This is a genomic window from Pantoea eucrina, from assembly GCF_020079945.1.
Taxonomy (GTDB): domain Bacteria; phylum Pseudomonadota; class Gammaproteobacteria; order Enterobacterales; family Enterobacteriaceae; genus Pantoea; species Pantoea eucrina.
This window is the reverse complement of sequence record NZ_CP083450.1, coordinates 36,372-55,075: the sequence shown is the minus strand read 5'-3', so window position 1 is coordinate 55,075 and position 18,704 is coordinate 36,372. Positions and strand designations below refer to the sequence as shown.

Sequence of the window (18,704 nt, the reverse complement as noted above, 5' to 3'; positions counted from 1 at the left end):
AAGCAGAGCCGTCGGCAGCGCAGAGGTTGCCGGGCGAAAAAGGTAAACGTTGTTATGCAGGCAGAATCAGATCGGTGCCGGGCAACATCGCTCGCAGCGATGCCAGAATGAGCAGCAGATAAGAAAAGCGGAGCGGATCATTACGCTATCCTCAGGCCGCAACCAGTCGCGCGGTGGCCAGCAGCTCCAGGGATTTAAACCGGGCGGCTTCGTCAGCGAGTGGCGTATCGATAATAAATTCGTCAATGCCGTAGCGATGATGCATCGACTCCAGCTGAGCATGCACCTGTGCAGCCGTGCCCTTTAGCAGTGACGGCGTGCGCGGCTCTATGACGTAATCCGCGTATCCTCCCTGGCGTACGTAACGTTCAGCCTGTTCCAGACTGGCAACATTAACCGCCGGGCCATTTTTCACGCTGACGTGATAAAGACGCAGCGCATCGGTAAGCAGTTCAGCCTCTGCCGGCGAATCCGCCACAACCACCTGAACCGCTACCAGCGCACGGCCGCCGCGGCTGCGGGCATGATAGTGCTGCAGAACGCGCGCCATCAGCTGCGGATCGCCGTTATGGTGTGCAGCGAACACCAGCTGCCAGCCCAGCTCTGCGGCCAGCCCGGCGCTTGCTTCGCTGGCACCCAGCAGAAACCAGCTGGCGGGATGCGGTGGCTGTGGCGTGGCGCGCAGCGTCTCTTCGTCAGCGGAGGGAGATGCGTTCAGCCAGCTATCGAGAAGCGCCAGCTGTTCAGCAAAACTGCCTTTTTCAGCCAGGTTAACCCCGAGCTGAAGCGCCCGCGTTGAAAGCGGCAAACCGCCGGGCGCTTTACCGACGCCGAGATCGATGCGATCCGGTGCCAGCGATGACAGCAGATTAAAGTTCTCTGCAACTTTATAGGGACTGTAGTGCTGCAGCATGACGCCGCCAGAGCCGACGCGTATGGTGCGCGTCTGCGCGGCGATCCAGGCGATAAGCAATTCAGGTGACGGACTGGCCAGCTGCTCGCTGTTATGATGTTCTGCGACCCAGAAGCGCTTATAGCCCCAGCTCTCAGCCCGCTGCGCCAGTTTTAGCGAGCGCGCCAGCGCCTGTGTCGCATTTTCTCCTGCCGCAACCGGCGACTTATCGAGCACGCTTAATTGGTAAGACATACGCCCTGCCCTTGTCCTGATGAATATGGCGTTTAGTTTGCAGGCTATGATTCCGTTACGTAAAACATCATATTGTTAGTTCTATTGCTGTTTTGCGCATATCACCCGGCTGGGCGGAACAGAAATAAGAAAACTCCTGCAGCAGCTGCAGGAGTCAGATTAAAAAAAGAATAGCTGTCGGATAAAGATTAAGAGCGTTTGAGTGCGCCTGCTTCACTGCGATCAAATGAACCATGCGTATCTTTTGCGCCATAAATGGCAGAGAGCGCGCGGTTAAATTTATCCGGATCGTGGTGCTGACGGATCCTGTTTACGGCTGCCGCTGAATAATCAGCGACGTGCATCCGGTCTTCAAGTATCGCCTTAATATGTGCCTTGAGCTGCGACACAATTAATATGCGCAGCGCCATTTTCTCCGCCAGCGTGTCCACATTCAGTTCAAACATATCGTTGAGCGGACAGTTGATCAGCCAGCCGCTCTGAGCCGGATTAATTTCCGGCAGCGCCCGGACGTTAGTGGTAATCACCGGACAGCCGCACGCCTGCATTTCCAGCACGGAGAAGCCATAGGTATCCTGCCAGGTCGGCAGCAATCCGACATGCGTTTCACGCAGCAGCTGCATCACCTCATCATTAGACAATGCAGTATGATGGGTGAATACGGAGCGCTCAGCTATCAGGGTTTCAATTTGATGATGGAAAGCGGCATCGTCCTGCCACTCACGATGCGCAATATTATGCTGCTTTTTAATGTCGCCGATCAGGTTAACGCCGATCTGGTCAGCTGATATCACACCCTCCTCCATCAGTTCGGAGAAAGCCATTACCACTTCGGCTCCGCCTTTGCGGTAGAACTCATTACCGACAAAGGTGAAGATCATTTTATCGGCCGATGGCGTGCGTCCGCCCTCATAGAGCACCGGCTGCGGCGGATGCAGCACGTGCAATTTGTCGCTAATCGCTTCCCGCTCAATGGGAAAAGCGTCCAGCAGTTTCAGCTCAATTTTTCGCGTTGCCTCTGAGATGGCGATAATGCCGGCACATTCCGGTGCTGCAACATAGTACATCAGCTTTTTTAACAGCGGATTAGCTGTTTTGGCGACGCCCGGTACCGGCAATACCCGCGGCAGCTCGGTTTCAAAGGTTGACACCCAGCGCTCGCGGCTGGTTGCCACTTCATTAAAGAGATGAACTACCTTTTTTTCGCTACCGGCTGACCATAGCGGAGCGGAAAATATAAACAGCTTATTGCGTTTCAGAATTTTCCCACGAAACGCATTAATATACGTCCAGATATTTCTGGAGTGAAAATCGATATACGTTTTCTTAACATCAGTAACAATATTTCTTTTTTCGGGATATCCCTTGCCGCTAATGATGATTTTCATTTTATACTCCGGCCATAAACTTTAAACACTACAAACCCGGCATTCAAAAAGTTAAAAATTGCAGATCGCCCGACGAGTATAATGCTTTATTAGCCTTCATATTGGTTATTCGGATTATTCCCCGAAAATCATTTCAGCATGTTATTTTATATTAATTATTTTTACGGCAGATATTAAAATAACCGCACTAACTTATAGCCTGCTAATTAAAAATTCCCTGTCTGAATGCATAGCGGACATTATCAATCAATTGAAATTAACGACTATTAAATCGTCTTTTGATTAACGTTGATAACATTAGCCAGCCTGGCATTATCTGATACCAGACAGAGATACAATCCTTAATAACGGGCCGGAGAGTGTAAATATGGTGGATATTATTCTTAATTATCATGCCATTAAACGAAGGCGCACCCTGCAGACCTGATTCATAACCGGACGCCTATACATGCGACCGCCTGTGATGTACGCAAAAGAGGCGCATCAATGCATAACCGCGTTAAACAGTAAGGTGCGTTACTTTGTCCGGAGATTAAAAAATCTATTCAGCCTGAATGCGCTTTAGCCTAAGAGGAGAGCAGAGTGCGATGGGTATAAACCATTAGCCGCCTGAGGAGAAGAGGCGCGTTCAGAACGCGCCTGCCGGGATCAGAAGCGGTAACTCGCCGTTACCGAGTAACTGCGCGGTTCGCCATACACGATGCCGCTGCTGCCCACATTCTCGTCATACTCTTTATCAAACAGGTTTTTCAGGTTGGCCTGCAGGGAGAGATTTTTTGTCACGTCGTAGCGGGCAAACAGGTCCACCAGCGCATAACTTCCCTGACGCACACGCCAGGTTCCGTTACCTTCAGGTCCGCCGATATCTTTCCAGGTCTTTGACTGCCAGTTAACGCCGCCGCCCAGCGTCAGTTTATCGAACTGAGGCAGGCGATAGTGCGTAAAGAGATTGAAAGAGGTACGGGGCAGCTGGGAGTTATAGGCCTCACCCTTGCTGTCTTTTGCTATGTAGGTCGTACCGCCAAACGTCATCTGCCAGTTATCCGTCAGCGCACCGTTGATCTCAAATTCAACGCCGCGGCTGACAACGCCATCGGTGGTTTCATAAATAGCGCTTCCGCTCTCGCTGAAACGTCCGGTATCAACCGGCGCATTATCCAGCTCGGTTCGGAACAGAGAGATCGTGGTGGTCAGACGGCTATCAAACCAGTCCGATTTAACCCCGGTCTCATAGTTTTTACCGACAACTGGCGTCAGGAAACTGCCGCTGGCATCCAGATTATCCTGCGGCTGAAAGACCGAGGTATAGCTGGCAAACGCTGACCAGGCGTCATTGATGTCCCAGATAAGACCGCCATACGGCGTGGTATTGTTCTCTTCCAGTTCAGAGGTAATGCCCTGACGGTTCCAGTTGGTATATCGCGCCCCGACAATCAGATGCAGCGGATCGGCGAGCGTCAGGCGCGTAGCCATATAGACCGATTTCTGCCGCACCAGCTGGCTGTCCGTGGCAGGTTCGCGCGGCGACCAGTCAGGCTCCGGATAGTTGCCGTTGAAGTCGTTAAAGTTACCCAGTTCAGCAGAGGAGATGTTGGTCCAGGCGCTGTAATATTTATTATCCTGACGACTGTAGTTAACCCCCAGCATCAGCTGATGCTGGCGTCCCAGCAGCTCATAAGGGCCGCTGGCAAAGGCATCTACCGCATCCACTTTGCGCTTGCCGGTGTTATAACCGGTTCCGCCGATGACCGGATAATTCGCGTAGGCAGAGCTGCCTGCACCGGTCACCTTATTGAAATAGCCGTCGAGATAGATCTGCTTACTGTCCAGCAGCATTTCGTTATGCGTGCCGTTGAGCGTAATGTTCCAGCCGTTATCAAAATTCTGCTGCAGATTGACGAAAACCTTGCGGTTCTCTTTATTGTTGTAAGCCCACTCCGGTTGAGTGTTATAGCCGCGACGCAGATGCGTCTGGCTGCCATCGGTATACCAGCGCGGCGCCCCACCCCACATCGGCGAATCGGTATCGACCTGCGTAAATTCGTAGCCCGCGGAAAGCGTGGTGCTCTCAGTCAGATCGGCGTCTATCACGCCATAAATAAATTTTTTCTCAAAACCGTAGCGTTCAATAAAGCTGTTTTTATCCTCATAACCAGCTACTATGCGCCCGCGCACGTTACCCTCAGGGGTGAGCGGCGCAGAGAGATCGGCAACATAGCGCTGTTTATTCCAGCTGCCGTAGCTCGCTTCCAGCGATCCGGTAGGGGTTTTACTGTCAGCGTGCTTACGTACCATATTAATCGACGCAGAAGGATTCCCGGGCCCGGTGAGTAACCCGGTCGCGCCGCGCACCACCTCGACCCGCTCATAAAGCGCCATGTCGGTCTGGGCATCACCCAGATTCCAGCGTGATGCAAACGCGGTCGGGATCCCGTCTACCATATAGTTGTCAATGAGAAAGCCGCGCGAGTAGTAACTGGTACGATCCATATCCGCCGAAACACCCCTGATACCGGTAGTGTTTGACAGAACATCATTCAGCGACTGCAGCTGCTGATCGACCATACGCTGTTTACTGATAAGCGATACCGACTGAGGAATGTCGCGCGCCGTCAGCGCCATTTTTGTGCCTGCGCGCGTTACCGGTATGCTGTAATCCCGATCGTTCTGATTTTCCACGTCAGACGTGCTGGTTTCCACCATCAGGGTCTGTTCCGCCGCCTGTGCAACACCGGCTGCAATCAGCATCGCCAGCAATGACATTTTCAGCCCAGGTTGTGCCGTTGCAGCCGCAGCGCGGACGCGCATCGGTTTAGAAGACATAGCCATCCTTAATTCTCATTTTAGTTTATCTGTCAGCGCACCCTGCCGGTCACCTGGAGCAGGCATAGCTAAGAAAGCAAATGAGAAATATACTCATTTAGATTACTATTGCAAGAAATTGTTACTGCTTCTGACACCCTGTAATCCGATAAAAAACCATAATTTTCATTGATTAATACGGATTTAAGCTTTTTTAGCTTAACAAACTGCATGACTATCCGTTCGGTTCGTTACAAAACGCGACAGAAAGTCACCGCCTGCTGCCGGCCGCCATAGCGTTGCGCCGGGCGCCGGCATGGGCAGGCCGCCCAGGAAGGTATAACAGCGGAAAGATCGATCTGCCGGTAGCGTGACCACTTTATAAATTCTGGTGTCCGTTAAATATTCAGTTTGCGGCTAATAAATTTCTGATGCAGGTGATAACTCAATGAGTCTGATAATTGTGCGATATAGCGGATTTAACGCCCTGATGCATATTTTAATTTGAGAAAAAATATCGTAGAATGCGCGCTTTCAAATTTTCACATCAGTAATAAGGGTTATATTCATGAGCGATGCACTAAAGGCATTGAATAATCTTCGTACACTGCGTGCTCAGACGCGTGATATTGAAGTAGCGGTATTAAATGAGATGCTGGAAAAGCTCGCTGTGGTCGTTGCAGAACGCCGTGAAGAAGCTGAAGCAGATAATGCTGCTCAGCGCGAAAAAGCAGAAAAACTGGCGTTATACAAAGAGATGCTGATGAATGATGGCATCGATATTAGTGAACTTGCGCAATTAAACCAGGCAGAAACTAAACCTAAAGCTAAACGCGCGCCGCGTCCGGCCAAGTATAAATATACCGATGAAGAAGGTAATGAAAAGCAGTGGACGGGTCAGGGCCGCACGCCTTCTCCGATTAAGACCGCTATTGATGCCGGCGCATCGCTGGACGATTTTTTAATCTGATTAGCTTACACGCATATTTCCCAGCCTCATTTCTCCGGGGCTGGTTTCGCCACTCTTCCTGCCCTTCTTTATAACCCTGAACTGATAAGCCGCTGCTGTTATTCACTTATTGCAATATCATTGCGGGTATTGAGATATAGTGACCCCTCATTCTGCTGTTACCTTCCCCGGATAACGTGCTGCACGCCGCGCAGCGTAATCGTGAGAAAGGAACAGACTATGTCGCCGTCAGAATTAACGCAGTTAAAAGAACAGCTGGTCGCTTTCCGGCAGGAGCTGCACCGTTTCCCGGAGCTGTCAAACCAGGAATTTGCCACCACACAACGCATCCGTCAGCAGCTGGAGGCGCACAATATCCGTATTCTCCCCCTGGCGCTGACAACCGGACTGGTCGCTGAAGTGGGTCCCGCAACCGGTCCGCTGGTGGTGCTGCGGGGCGATATTGATGCCTTGCCGATTGAAGAGCACTCCGGAGTAGAGTTTACTTCAGCGCATCCCGGAGTCATGCACGCCTGCGGTCACGATTTTCACAGTGCGGCCATACTGGGCGCAGCCATTCTGCTGAAATCCCGCGAAACACAGCTGGCCGGCCGGGTGCGCTTTATTTTTCAGGCAGCAGAGGAGACCGGTGAAGGCGCACCCGCGGTGCTTGCCAGCGGTGCTTTGCAGGATGCGTTTGCCATATTTGGTCTCCATAACGATCCCTCTCTGCCGGCAGGTGTGGCGGGCAGCCGGGCGGGCGCCCTGACCGCCGCCGTTGACCGCTTTGCGCTACAGATCACCGGCACCGGCAGCCATGCCGCACACCCGAATCAGGGTAACGACCCTATTGTGATTGCCGCGCACATTGTCTCTGCAGTCCAGACGCTGATCAGCCGTAACCTCCCTTCAGCAGAGAATGCTGTGTTCTCGATTACCCAGCTTCACAGCGGCAGCACGTGGAATGTCATTCCGGAAAGCGCCTGGCTGGAAGGCACCGTGCGCACCTTTTCCGCCGCAGCGCGCGAACGTATTGAACAGCGATTTCGTGAACTGGTAAAAGGTATCAGCGCAGCGTTTGCGGCTGAAATAGTAATCACCTGGCAGGTCGGGCCACCCGCAGTGATAAATGATGCGCACTGGACAGCGTTTGCCCTGCAGCAGGCAGCGCTTAACGGGCTGGACGCACGTGAAATTGCTGCCACCCCGATTGGCGAAGATTTTGCTTACTATCAGCAGCACATACCCGGCGCATTTATCATGATTGGCACCGGTGAAGCCTGGCCTCTGCATCACCCTGCGTTTCGCATTAACGATGATGTGCTGTTGCCTGCTGCACACTACCTTGCAGCGCTGGCCGAAGCAGCTTTTGCTCAGCGGCCGGTTTAATACGTAACGCAATTTTTTCTCTGCAGCCTAATCAGAGCCGCAAAAATTAAACCTAAAAGTGCTGCAAATAAAAAACGTCAGGCGCAATTATTATGCCATTCAACATGTTGAACATAGCGGCAGCTTTTTTTTGGATTAAAAAACGTGAAGCGCAAATCAAAAATCGCTGCGAATAAATTATCCTTCGCTGAAATAGTAATTTTTCCATTTTTCTACTGTAGCCATTGAAAAATAGCGTTATTCGCCGAAAAAAGAGAGGATCAGCAGTCAATAAAGCAAAGCATTGGCTGCCGCTTTGCTTTTTTTTCAGCAACTTCACAGGGTTGCTGAAACCCGGCACCTGACTATAATTTCCTCAAACAACCTTTATAAATTTTTACCGCTGCCCTGACGTTGTCGTGTAACCCGCTGGCAGCCTTTTTATTTATCCAGTCACAGCCCTGATAAATTTCAACTAAAGCTGGTCCTGTAATTTACTTTACAGGGCTGCTGTTTTGTCCTGTTTTCCAGGAGAATTAAATGTTGCCATTTTCCAGCTTCTGGCAGGCCGGTTTTGAGGGTGCCGATCATATTAATCCCGCCGGGATTGCACTTGATATGAATGTAATCAATGCACACGACGTGCATATTGCAACGGATTATGCCGCGCTCGCTGCATTTAATATTCGGTCAGTGCGTGAAAGCGTGGGCTGGCGGCTGGCTGAAGCCGATCCACAGCGTACCTTTGCCCGGCTGACCCGCTGCATGCAGTCGGCCAGCGAGCAGGGTATTCAGGTGAACTGGACGCTGAGCCACTATGGCTGGCCGGACGATCTCACCCTGTTCTCGCCTGAATTTGTGCCGCGTTTTGCGCGGTTCTGCCATCAGGTTGCGACCTGTCTGGCCGGATTTTACCGTGACGTGCCCCCGGTTTACTCACCGGTTAACGAGCTCTCTTTTTTCGCCTGGGGTATTTCAGTAGGACTCTTTGGTAACAACGCCGATAGCGATCCCGATGCCATTAAGCGGCAGCTGGTACGCGCTGCCCTGGCGGGCTGTGATGCCATTCTGGCCGTCGATCCGCGCGCACGTTTTCTGCACTGCGATCCCATTATTCATGTGGTGCCGGAGGATGAAAGCGAGCACGCACAACAGCACGCCGCCGCTCTGACGGCCGCGCAGTATCAGGCGTGGGATATGCTGGCAGGGCTGCGTGAACCGGAGCTGGGCGGGTCGCCGCGCTATCTGGATCTGATCGGAGCCAACTATTATCACGGTAACCAGTGGCTGGCGCAGACCGGCCAGCGGCTGGAGTGGCATCTGGATGATGCCCGGCGCATTCCGTTATCCGACATGCTTGCCCGTCTCTCGGCGCGCTATCAGCGCCCCCTGCTGCTGGCAGAAACCAGCCACGTCGGCAGCGGCCGCGCGGCCTGGATAACCCATATTACCGACCAGGTCGCGCAGGCGCAGCTGGCAGGCTGCGATATTCGCGGCATTTGCCTCTACCCGATTATCGATCGGCCTCTCTGGGAAGATATTACGCACTGGCCGCATAGCGGTCTGTGGGATAGCGATTCGCAAAACGTTCGCCTGCTTAACCACGCTTATGCTGCCGCGCTGCGGCAATCACAACGCGCACTCGCGCGTTTTCAGGGGTTTCTCACACCGGCCGCTGGGCCAAAGGAGTTCGTCATGAATCAATCTGTACTGGTGGTATTTAGTCATCTGCGCTGGGGATTTGTGTTTCAGCGGCCGCAGCATGTGCTCTCACGCCTTGCACAGCACCACCGGATTATTTTTATTGAAGAGCCGGTTTATCAGGCGGGTGAAGCGGGATTGCGCACCTCGCAGCCGGCGGCCAATGTCACCGTGGTCGAGCCGCATACGCCGATACACGCCCCCGGTTTTCATGACGACCAGATTGCGCTACTGCAGCCGCTGCTCAGCAACCTGCTGGAGCCTGGCACTGAACCGCTGGTCTGGTTCTACACCCCAATGGCGCTGCCGCTGCTTAGCGCGTTTAACAGCCGCGGGATCATATATGACTGTATGGATGAGCTGTCCGCATTCGATCAGGCACCGCGTCAGCTGCAGCAGCGTGAATCGGCACTTCTGAGTCGTGCTGACCTGGTCTTTACCGGCGGACGCAGCCTGTATGAAGCAAAAAAAGATCGTCACTCGCGCGTTCACTGTTTTCCCAGCAGCGTGGATGCCGGGCACTTTGCACAGGCACTCGACCGCAGCAACGGTCATCCGCTGCAGCAGTTTCTGCCTAAACCGCGCCTGGGCTACTACGGTGTGATTGATGAGCGCATGGATCTGCCGCTGGTCACCGCGCTGGCTGACGCGCACCCTGACTGGCAGATCATTATGGTGGGGCCGGTGGTAAAAATCGATCCCGCGACGCTGCCGCAGCGTAAAAACCTGCACTGGTTCGGACAGCAGCCTTATGCCGCCCTGCCGCAGTTTCTGGCGGGCTGGGATGTCTGCCTGATGCCCTTTGCGCTGAATGCCTCCACGCGCTTTATCAGCCCGACCAAGGTTCTGGAGTACATGGCCGCGCAGCTGCCGATTGTCAGCACAGCGATCGCTGACGTGGCGCGCCAGTATGCTGACGTCGTGACCATAGCCGATTCGCAGGAAACCTTTATTCAGGGCTGCGAACACGCTCTGCGCCAGACAGCTGAACGGCGTCATATGCAGGCTGAAGCGATGGCCGCCGTGGTGGCCGCGACATCCTGGGATAATACGGTGGCGCAGATGCAGCAGCACCTCAGCGCCATTAAACGTCAGCCTGCCCGGCCTGCGACGCAGGCCGCTGCACCCGCTGAACGTACGCAGCCGGTCACGCTGCATCCGGTTGAGTGTCTGATCCTCGGCGCAGGACCTACCGGCCTGAGTGCCGGCTATCATTACGGTAAAGGGGCCGTCGTACTGGAAAAAAATGAGTCGCCAGGCGGCTGGTGCCGGTCAATAGAAGATAAGGGCTTTACCTTCGACTATGCCGGTCACATCATGTTCTCCAACGATCCCTACGTGCTGGAGCTCTACGATCTGCTGCTGGGCGAGAATCAGCACTGGCAGATGCGCGAAGCCTGGGTCTATAGCCACGATGTCTATACGCGCTACCCGTTCCAGTCAGCGCTGCACGGCCTGCCGGCGGAGGTGATCAGTGAATGTGTGCTCGGCGCGATTGAAGCGCGCTACGGCGCGGCAGAAAACGATACCGCCATACTGCCTGGCGCAGACGCATCGCGCGACTGCTGCGCCGACGGCGTGGTAGCGGATGAGAGCTGCATCACTGAACAGCGCGACAGTGAAGATTTTGAACATTTTATCTATCGCGTCTGGGGCAAAGGCATCGCCCGTCATTTTGCCGTTCCCTACAACCGTAAACTGTGGAAAACGCCGCTTGTCAGCATGGAGACCTCGTGGCTGGGCGGTCGCGTACCCCTGCCGGATCTGGCGCAGATCGTCAGCGGTGCACTTGCGCCGCTGGAGAAACCGGTCGGGCCCAATGCGCGCTTCGGCTATCCGCTGCGTGGCGGCTTTCAGGCGCTGATGAACGGTTTCCTGCCTCATCTTAGCTGTACGCTGGAGACCGGAACGGCGGTAGCCGAGATTCAGCCGCAGTCGCGCAGCGTCACGCTCAGCGACGGCAGGCATCTGCAGTATGACCAGCTCATCAGCACGCTGCCCTTACCGGAACTGGTACGCCTGATGGGCGCCCGCGCGCCGCAGGCGGTACAGCAGGCGGCTTCTCAGCTGCGCCATACCTCAGTCTGCTGCGTTAATCTTGGTATCGGACGTCCGGCGATCAGTGAAAAGCACTGGATTTACTATCCGGGAGACACGCTGTTCCATCGCATCTTTCTGCAGGGTAATGCCAGCCCGCACTGTAATCCTCCGGGCGGATTCGGTCTGACCTGTGAAATCACCTGGCGTGACGATCAGCCGCTGCCCTGTGAGGGGGAAGCGCTGATCCAGCGCTGTATCGATGACTGTATTCGGGTAGGCATTATCAATGAGGATGATGAGATCCTCACCAGCAGCATCGTAAACATGCCGTACGCCTATGTTGTGTATGATCATGCACGCAGTGCCAATGTGGCGCTGATCCGTAGCTGGCTGGCCACGCAAAGTATTCATCTGGCCGGACGCTACAGCGAATGGGAGTATTACAACTCGGATCACGCTTTTCTGGCGGGCAAGCGGGTCGCAGAGAGTGTGAAAGATCTGCTCAGCAATCGTAAAACTATTGCCTGAGGCGGGGCGTGCCGGGCCTGATGGCCCGGCACGCCTTACTGACCGGCCAGCCGTTTGCGTATCGGCTCAAACTCTTTTGTAGCGCTGCGCGGCAGGGGATCGGGCAGATTTTTCTCTGCCGCCTGCCAGTAGCGCCACGGGACCTTCTGACGACCCAGTTCATAATCCATGCCGTCCCAGCTATCTTCGCGAAAGCTATAGAACGCCCAGTGCGCATTATGGCTGTCCAGCACCGTCAGCACATCCTCCAGGTAGCGGGTACAACCGGTCAGCGTGCGCACGCAGCCAAACTCGCTAACCACCAGCTGCCGCTTATCGATCCCGTTGCGCGCAGCCCAGTCAAAAGGCTTTGCCAGATAGTCCGCGACGCGCGCGGCATCCCACTGCTGCATATCCTCACCAAAGGGTACGTAACCCGGATAGGGCCAGGGTTTTTTACGCCGGGCGTTGGGTGCGCTGGTCGCAGTATAGGGTTCATACATGTGCACACTGTAAAGTATGCGCGGGTCGTGCAGCGCCTCAGGCCAGTAGTCAAACGCATCGGCGGCTGCATACCAGCCGCTGTCGACCATTATGGGTGTAACGGCATCAGCTTCACGAATAGCGGCTATCAGCGCGGCATAAAACGCCGGCAGATCGCGGCTTCCGCCACGCTGCTGCTGATACCAGCGCGCCATCGTCTCGCTGCTGGCGTGTTCTGCCAGCCCGCCATTTTTTTCCGGCGCAGGCTCATTGATCAGGTTATAGGCGGCGATAGCGGGATGATGGCGCAGAGCAGTAGCCAGGTCATGCCAGTAGCGCACGCTGGCATCCCACCAGGCTTTATCCTGCCAGAGCCGATCGTCAAATTTCCCCCCGTTATTCTGCGCCCAGCGCATGCCGGGCAGAGAAAGGGGCGTAATAACCACGTGCAGGCCCGCTGCCCAGGCGCGGTCGAGGGTGCGGATAAGCGTCTGCAGATCGCCCGCGTCCAGCCCGCGATACTCATCTGCGTTACCCAGCAAAAAATCGCGTTGCTGCGTGGGCCACTTATCCCAGGAGAGCCGTACCCAGCTGGCACCGTAGTCATGCAGGGCCGTAAAATATGCGCTGTCAGGTGGCAGCCGGTTAAAACTGTTGGCGCCGTGCCGTGATGCTGACCAGAACGCCATGGCGTCTGCCGCTATGCTAACCGGGCTGGTCAGGGCGAGTGTTGAAAACAGGATGATAGTTGTCAGAAATGCACGCATAAGAACTCCTTCTTTTGCCTGCATTTATAGCGATAAAACCGCACCGGCAGGTGTTATTTTTCGTGAATTTTTCGCGCGCCGGACATTCACGATCGGTTCACACTTAGCGTCTGGTGCCGGGCTTAAGCGATCGGTTTAGCTCCTGAATCCGCTTCATGGTTTTCACCGTGCGTCCGGCATTGACTGAGGCAACCGACAGGATAAGCATTTCAAGACAGACCAGCACGGTACCGTGCAGCGGCATACGGCCGCCCTCCCCGCCGCGTGGTACATTGATCACGATATCAGCCTCGCGCGCAAAGGCAGACTCCGTCGCATGCGTCAGCAGAATGACAGGAATGCCCAGTCTTCTCGCCTCCTTCAGCGCCGTGATCCCTTCACGATGCGCCGATTTCTGCGCCATCATCACCAGCACATCACCACGCTGCAGGCTCAGCAACTGCTCTGCCAGCGCAATGCCGGTGCGGTTCAGGGTGGTGGCGGGCAGCCCGATACGGCTGAACATACGAGCGCTGTAGTCCGCAAGAATACCTGACGCGTTGATGCCAAAGAGGATCACCTGGCGCGCTTCGCTCAGCAGCGCCACCGCCTGTGCCACCGCCTGACGGTTTTCGGGCTGTGTCAGCGCGTGACACGCCTGCTGGTGCCCCAGAAGAACAAAATCGATGCTGGCATTAATATCGCAGGCCAGTTCGCTAACGGTTGCGCTCATCTTTGCCACAGAGTTAATGGCCGGTCCCGCCCACTCCGCCAGCGTCAGTTTGAGATCGCGCAGGCCCGTAAAGCCCAGCGCCTGCACGGCACGAATCACCGTCGCATCAGACGTACCCGTTGCGGCGGCAATATCGATGGCCGTCGCTTCCGCCACGCTCTCACGATGCGCATCAATATAGCGGGCTACCGTCTGCAGCCGGGGAGAGAGACTGGCGATACGTGCCCGGCAGCGATCGCCAAAAATATCTGTCCGGACAGCATTTTTTTTCAGCGCCATGACCTGAGCCTCATAACATTACCCGCTGTGAAAGAGAGATATTTTGTAGTGGATAGTCTGATAACAATGACATACGCCATCTTCACTTTACTCACATAAATAACAACATCTTTACTGATTTAAATTTAACTTATTGATTTTTAATATAAATTTTTCAGTAAGCAGTAATTAATCGGCTTGCGGATAACTGTAGTATTACCAGCATTATATCCGTTTACTACTACATTTTTTCATGTTTGAATGATTCTCAATTACATTCAAGCCTGCGTTGTGGCTTTGCGTGATTATTCTGCCTGCCCGCATGCGGCAGGTTTTGCCGATGGCTTTATAACGGAACATTCCGTCTTTACCAGGTTTGCTGACATGCTTATTTCCTCTACTTTTGTGCCAAAGGGGTTACGCCCTGCGTTATATGTTGCGCTGCAGGGGCTTATCCCCGTCTCCGTTACGGCGAATGCCGCAGAGCAGGAAACCACGCTGACGGTTCAGGCTGATAGTGAAACCGCGTCCGGCTACAGCGCCGGCAGCAGCACCGTCAGCAGCAAACTGCCCGTTGCGCGGCTTGATGAGATCCAGTCAGTAAGCATCATAACGCCGCAACAGCTGGAGGATTACCAGGTAAGTCGCCTGGCGGAGGCGATGCGCTTTGTCAGCGGCGTAAGCGAAGGTAATACGCTGGCAGGCACGGAAGATGGCTTTGTGCGCCGCGGGTTTGGCGGCAACAGCGACGGTTCGGTCTATCGCGATGGCATACGCAGCAGTCAGGGCCTTAATGTTAACGCAGCAACGGAGCGGGTTGAAGTACTGAAAGGATCCGCTTCACTGCTGTACGGGATCCAGAATCCTGGTGGCGTCATCAATATCATCAGCAAAAAACCGCTTTATGAATGGCGTACCGCGCTGAGCGGCCGGACCGCCAGCAGCGGCGGCGGCAGCGGTACGTTCGATATCACCGGCCCCCTGAATAACGGTTTTGCTTTCCGGCTGATCGCAGAGCAGCAGAACCTGGATTACTGGCGCAATTTTGGCCGCGATAAACACCGGCTCATCGCACCCTCACTGCAGTGGTATGGCGAGAAAGCCAGCTTTCTGCTGAGTTACGAAGATTATCAGTATGATATTCCTTACGATCGCGGTACGGCGTTTATCCATAACCGCCCGGTTGATATCGGCTACAGAGATCGGCTGGATGATAAAGCTGGCCACGCCTGGGGCCATAATAAAACGCTGAATACCCACTACGACTGGCAGTTCAGTGACGACTGGAGCACGCGTGTGACGCTGGGCTGGAACCAGCGCCAGTATGATAATAATGAAGTGCGCGTTACCGCCATCGATCCCGACAGCGGGGTGGTGACGCGTCGCGCTGACGCCAATCGCGGTTTTAATCATCAGACAAAATATATCGCCTGGGATCTGACCGGTATGCAGCAGCTTGCCGGCATGACGCACACGCTGGTGGCGGGCACCGATTATGAGATGAATCAGACCTTGCGGGCGCGGCAGTATCAGGGCAAAGCGAATCGCGGGTTTACGCTTGCCGAACCGCATTACGATCTGCTTGCGCCGGTCACGGATGCCACTACCGAGCGCCGCGCAAATGCCCGGCTGCTGAACCGCATTCACAGCCGCTCGTTTTACGCCAAAGATAGCGTAGCGATTAACGATCGCTGGACCCTGGTGGCAGGCGGCCGCTATCAGCATTATGAACAGCGCGCCTCAAAGGGGTCCGACCCAATCGTGCAGACGCTGGAGAGCAGCGGCAACAAATTTTTGCCGCAGGCAGGCGCGATCTACAAACTTACGCCGGATATCTCGCTCTATACCAGCGTCAGCAAATCGTTCACCCCCTCAACCGAGGTGGATGATGCGGGACGGGTGGGCAAACCTGAACAGGGCACCAGCTGGGAAGCGGGCAGCAAGTGGCAAATCACGCCGACGCTGTTTGCCAGCCTGGCGCTTTACCGCATTGATGAGCGCGATATGTCACTCAGCATCAATGGCACCACGCGCACTATCAACCGGGCGCGATCCACAGGCGCTGAAGCGGAGCTTAACGGGGAAGTGGCTGCCGGCTGGGAGATCAGCGCCAGTTACAGCTATGAGATATAGCGGAGATCGCTGACTATGGCGTAAACAGGGCCAATAACGGCAACCGGCTGCAGAACGCTCCCCGTCACGCCGGTGCACTTTGGCTCACCCACACGCTGGCGCTGCCCGGCATTCCGGGTGATTTCCGCATCGGGGGGGGTGCCCGCTATGTCGGTTCACGCGCGGGCGATCCGGAGAACAGCTTTACCCTGCCTGACTATACGGTAGCCGACACCTTTATTGCCTGGAACAGTACCCTTTCCGGGCATAAAACCCGGCTTCAGCTGAACCTGAATAATCTGTTTGATAAACACTACTACACCTCCAGCGGTGGCAACCTGCGCGTACGCGAAGGCGAGACCCGCAATCTGGTGGCGGAGGCGAGCATTGCGTTCTGATTCACTCTTTTTCGCCAGCCTGCTGCTGTTAGCCTGGCTGCTGCTCAGCCCGCTGGCGCAGGCAAAAACGCTCACCGATATTGACGGTCATTTGGTGACAATACCCGATCGCCCGCAGCGCATTGTGCTTGGCGAAAGCCGTATGCTCTATACGCTGGCGCTGCTGGCGCCTGAAAATCCGCTGCAGCACATTGTGGGCTGGCCACGCGATCTGCAGAAATATGATGCGCAGATGTGGCGCAGCTTTGCGCGACGTTTTCCGCAAATAGAGGCGGTTCCGTCACTTGGCAGCGGTGGCCCGGCGGCGATCAACCCGGAACAGGTTATTGCGCTGCGCCCCGACGTCGTCATTTTACCCAGTCTGGCACGCTATGATGATGCTGACGCGCGTCTGCTTGCGGTACTGCAGGCGGCACACATTCCGGTCGTGAAGATCGACCTGCGCGTTCAGCTGCTGAAGAATACCCGGCGCAGCGTGGAGATCCTGGGTGATGTGATTAATCAGCAGGCGCGGGCAGCCGCATTTAACCGGTTTTACGCCGCCCATATGCGGGTCATTGAGGAGCGGCTTGCTGATTTTCACGGTGCGCGCCCTGAAGTGCTGCTGCACCTGCATCTGGGACGCCGCAATGAGTGCTGCGTGACGGCAATCAACGGCAGTCTGGGCGAGCTTCTGCGCCTGGCCGGAGGCGACAACATCGCCGCCCGTACCCGGCAGGGTGTGTTTGCCCGCCTGAGTGAAGAGAGCGTGATTGCCGCGCAGCCTGACTACTACTTTGCTACCGGTTTTAGCGACAATCAGAGCAGTGGCCGGCTGAAGCTCGGACCGGAGATCGCGCCTGATGTTGCACTGCAGAGTTTTCAGCAGCTGACCGGACAGCAGAAAGGGCTGCGCGGGCTGAAGGCGCTGCATAATGGTCAGGCGGGCGCGCTGTGGATGAATTTTTATCTCAGCCCGTGGCACGTCGTTGCAGCAGAATTTATGGCTAAAACGCTCTATCCGCAGCGTTTCGCTGACGTCGATCCTCAGCAGACGCTGGAAACGCTGTTTCGCGATTTTTTACGCATGCCGCTGCAGGGAACCTGGTTTATGCGTATACCCGCTGACCAGCCGTAAACTCAGCGCTGATGGCGGCGTTTGAATACCCAAAAGGACCAGCTGTGGTAGGCCAGCGTCAGCGGCAGGAAAATCAGCATGCCGGTCAGCACCACGCCCTGCGTCACCGGCGACGAGGCCTCTTCCTGAATACGCAGCTGAAACGGCAGCAGCCACGGATAGAGGCCGAACGCCAGGGCGATGACCACTGCGCCGACAAGCAGCAGCGTTGTCATCAGCAGCGCCACCATCGCTTCGCGCCAGAGTAATATGGCCTGAAGCACAATCAGCAGCGGGATCGCAATCAGAATAAGCTGGCCAGGCGCGCGCTGCCAGCTCAGCTGCCATAGCGTCGGCTCCAGCAGTATCACGCCTGTCAGACATATCACCGCGCAGGTCCATGCCAGCACGGCAAGTGACCGGGCGCGTTCTCCCGCCGCCTCATCCAGACGCCAGCAGATCCAGCAGCAGCCCAGCAGCAGATCGACCGCCACCACGCCGGCACCACACAGCAGCGGTGCCAGCGAGAGATCGATAATAATTCCGGCGGGCGGACGCGAAACCAGGATCAGGCCGCTTATCCAGCCGGGCAAAAAGGCTGCGGCCAGCGAACTGGCTATCATCAACCGATCAAGCCAGACACGCCATGCCCTACTCACCTGCGCGCGATACGCCAGCGCCAGCGCGCGCAGAAACAGCGCCAGCAGCAGCAGAAATACCGGCACCATCAGCGTCTGCAGCAGCAGACTATAGAGCGCAGGAAAAAGCGCCAGCATTCCCCCGGCCATCAGCACCAGCCAGGTCTCGTTAGCATCCCATAGCGGCAGCAGGCTGTGTGCCATCCACTGCCGCTGCTGTGGCGTGTCGAAAGCGTAAAACAGCATGCCCACGCCAAGATCGGTGCCATCCAGCGCCAGATACATCAGCAGTGAAAAAATCAGCACGGCGGCAGAGAGATCGGCAAGCATCATCAGCT

The 18,704-nt window shown here is 55.5% G+C and carries 10 protein-coding genes and 1 pseudogene; 5 read left to right on the top strand and 6 right to left on the bottom strand.

The features are described from left to right. Positions 1–151: 151 nt before the first annotated feature. From LAC65_RS16850 to fhuE, 3 genes are all read right to left on the bottom strand, one after another. A complete protein-coding gene (locus LAC65_RS16850) occupies positions 152–1,147 on the bottom strand; it encodes an MsnO8 family LLM class oxidoreductase (protein WP_224144890.1) in 996 nt (331 codons plus the stop codon). Positions 1,148–1,335: 188 nt separating this feature from the next. Beyond that, positions 1,336–2,535 carry a glycosyltransferase gene (locus tag LAC65_RS16845; RefSeq protein WP_040113449.1) on the bottom strand — a complete coding sequence of 400 codons (1,200 nt, stop codon included), beginning with the start codon at positions 2,533–2,535 and terminating at the stop codon, positions 1,336–1,338. Between the two features lie 648 nt (positions 2,536–3,183). Further along, positions 3,184–5,358, bottom strand: a complete 2,175-nt coding sequence (gene fhuE, locus LAC65_RS16840; protein ID WP_203025537.1) for a ferric-rhodotorulic acid/ferric-coprogen receptor FhuE — start codon at positions 5,356–5,358, stop codon at positions 3,184–3,186. Between the two features lie 547 nt (positions 5,359–5,905). Here fhuE and LAC65_RS16835 point away from each other — a divergent pair. The 3 genes from LAC65_RS16835 (at position 5,906) to LAC65_RS16825 (ending at position 11,923) form a co-directional block, all read left to right on the top strand. Next, positions 5,906–6,307, top strand: a complete 402-nt coding sequence (locus tag LAC65_RS16835) for an H-NS family histone-like protein (RefSeq protein ID WP_040113448.1) — start codon at positions 5,906–5,908, stop codon at positions 6,305–6,307. 219 nt (positions 6,308–6,526) lie between these two features. Next, positions 6,527–7,675 carry an amidohydrolase gene (locus LAC65_RS16830; RefSeq protein WP_040113447.1) on the top strand — a complete coding sequence of 383 codons (1,149 nt, stop codon included), beginning with the start codon at positions 6,527–6,529 and terminating at the stop codon, positions 7,673–7,675. 519 nt (positions 7,676–8,194) lie between these two features. Beyond that, positions 8,195–11,923, top strand: a complete 3,729-nt coding sequence (locus LAC65_RS16825; RefSeq protein WP_192415472.1) for an FAD-dependent oxidoreductase — start codon at positions 8,195–8,197, stop codon at positions 11,921–11,923. A 35-nt stretch (positions 11,924–11,958) separates the two neighbouring features. On the opposite strand, the gene LAC65_RS16820 is transcribed toward LAC65_RS16825, so the two are convergent. After that, on the bottom strand, positions 11,959–13,152 hold the full coding sequence (locus LAC65_RS16820) for a glycoside hydrolase family 5 protein (RefSeq protein ID WP_052246561.1): 1,194 nt from the start codon (positions 13,150–13,152) through the stop codon (positions 11,959–11,961). Positions 13,153–13,255: 103 nt separating this feature from the next. After that, entirely contained in the window at positions 13,256–14,143 is an 888-nt protein-coding gene (locus tag LAC65_RS16815) for a MurR/RpiR family transcriptional regulator (protein WP_040113867.1), read from the bottom strand. Positions 14,144–14,506: 363 nt separating this feature from the next. Here LAC65_RS16815 and LAC65_RS16810 point away from each other — a divergent pair. After that, positions 14,507–16,632 (top strand): annotated as a pseudogene (locus tag LAC65_RS16810) (TonB-dependent siderophore receptor). Then, positions 16,622–17,749, top strand: a complete 1,128-nt coding sequence (locus LAC65_RS16805; RefSeq protein WP_040113862.1) for an ABC transporter substrate-binding protein — start codon at positions 16,622–16,624, stop codon at positions 17,747–17,749. The pseudogene LAC65_RS16810 and the gene LAC65_RS16805 overlap by 11 nt, the downstream one beginning before the upstream one ends. Before the next feature lie 2 nt (positions 17,750–17,751). Here LAC65_RS16805 and LAC65_RS16800 read toward each other — a convergent pair whose 3' ends face one another. After that, the gene (locus tag LAC65_RS16800; protein WP_158448530.1) at positions 17,752–18,699 is read right to left on the bottom strand and encodes a cytochrome d ubiquinol oxidase subunit II; all 948 of its coding nucleotides are present in this window, start codon (positions 18,697–18,699) and stop codon (positions 17,752–17,754) included. Between the last annotated feature and the right edge of the window lie 5 nt (positions 18,700–18,704).

What these genes read in the sequence shown, in the direction of transcription:
- LAC65_RS16850 (WP_224144890.1), bottom strand. Translation starts at nt 1,147, where the DNA reads ATGTCTTACCAATTAAGCGTGCTCGATAAGTCGCCGGTTGCGGCAGGA.
- LAC65_RS16845 (WP_040113449.1), bottom strand. Translation starts at nt 2,535, where the DNA reads ATGAAAATCATCATTAGCGGCAAGGGATATCCCGAAAAAAGAAATATT.
- fhuE (WP_203025537.1), bottom strand. Translation starts at nt 5,358, where the DNA reads ATGTCTTCTAAACCGATGCGCGTCCGCGCTGCGGCTGCAACGGCACAA.
- LAC65_RS16835 (WP_040113448.1), top strand. Translation starts at nt 5,906, where the DNA reads ATGAGCGATGCACTAAAGGCATTGAATAATCTTCGTACACTGCGTGCT.
- LAC65_RS16830 (WP_040113447.1), top strand. Translation starts at nt 6,527, where the DNA reads ATGTCGCCGTCAGAATTAACGCAGTTAAAAGAACAGCTGGTCGCTTTC.
- LAC65_RS16825 (WP_192415472.1), top strand. Translation starts at nt 8,195, where the DNA reads ATGTTGCCATTTTCCAGCTTCTGGCAGGCCGGTTTTGAGGGTGCCGAT.
- LAC65_RS16820 (WP_052246561.1), bottom strand. Translation starts at nt 13,152, where the DNA reads ATGCGTGCATTTCTGACAACTATCATCCTGTTTTCAACACTCGCCCTG.
- LAC65_RS16815 (WP_040113867.1), bottom strand. Translation starts at nt 14,143, where the DNA reads ATGGCGCTGAAAAAAAATGCTGTCCGGACAGATATTTTTGGCGATCGC.
- LAC65_RS16800 (WP_158448530.1), bottom strand. Translation starts at nt 18,699, where the DNA reads ATGATGCTTGCCGATCTCTCTGCCGCCGTGCTGATTTTTTCACTGCTG.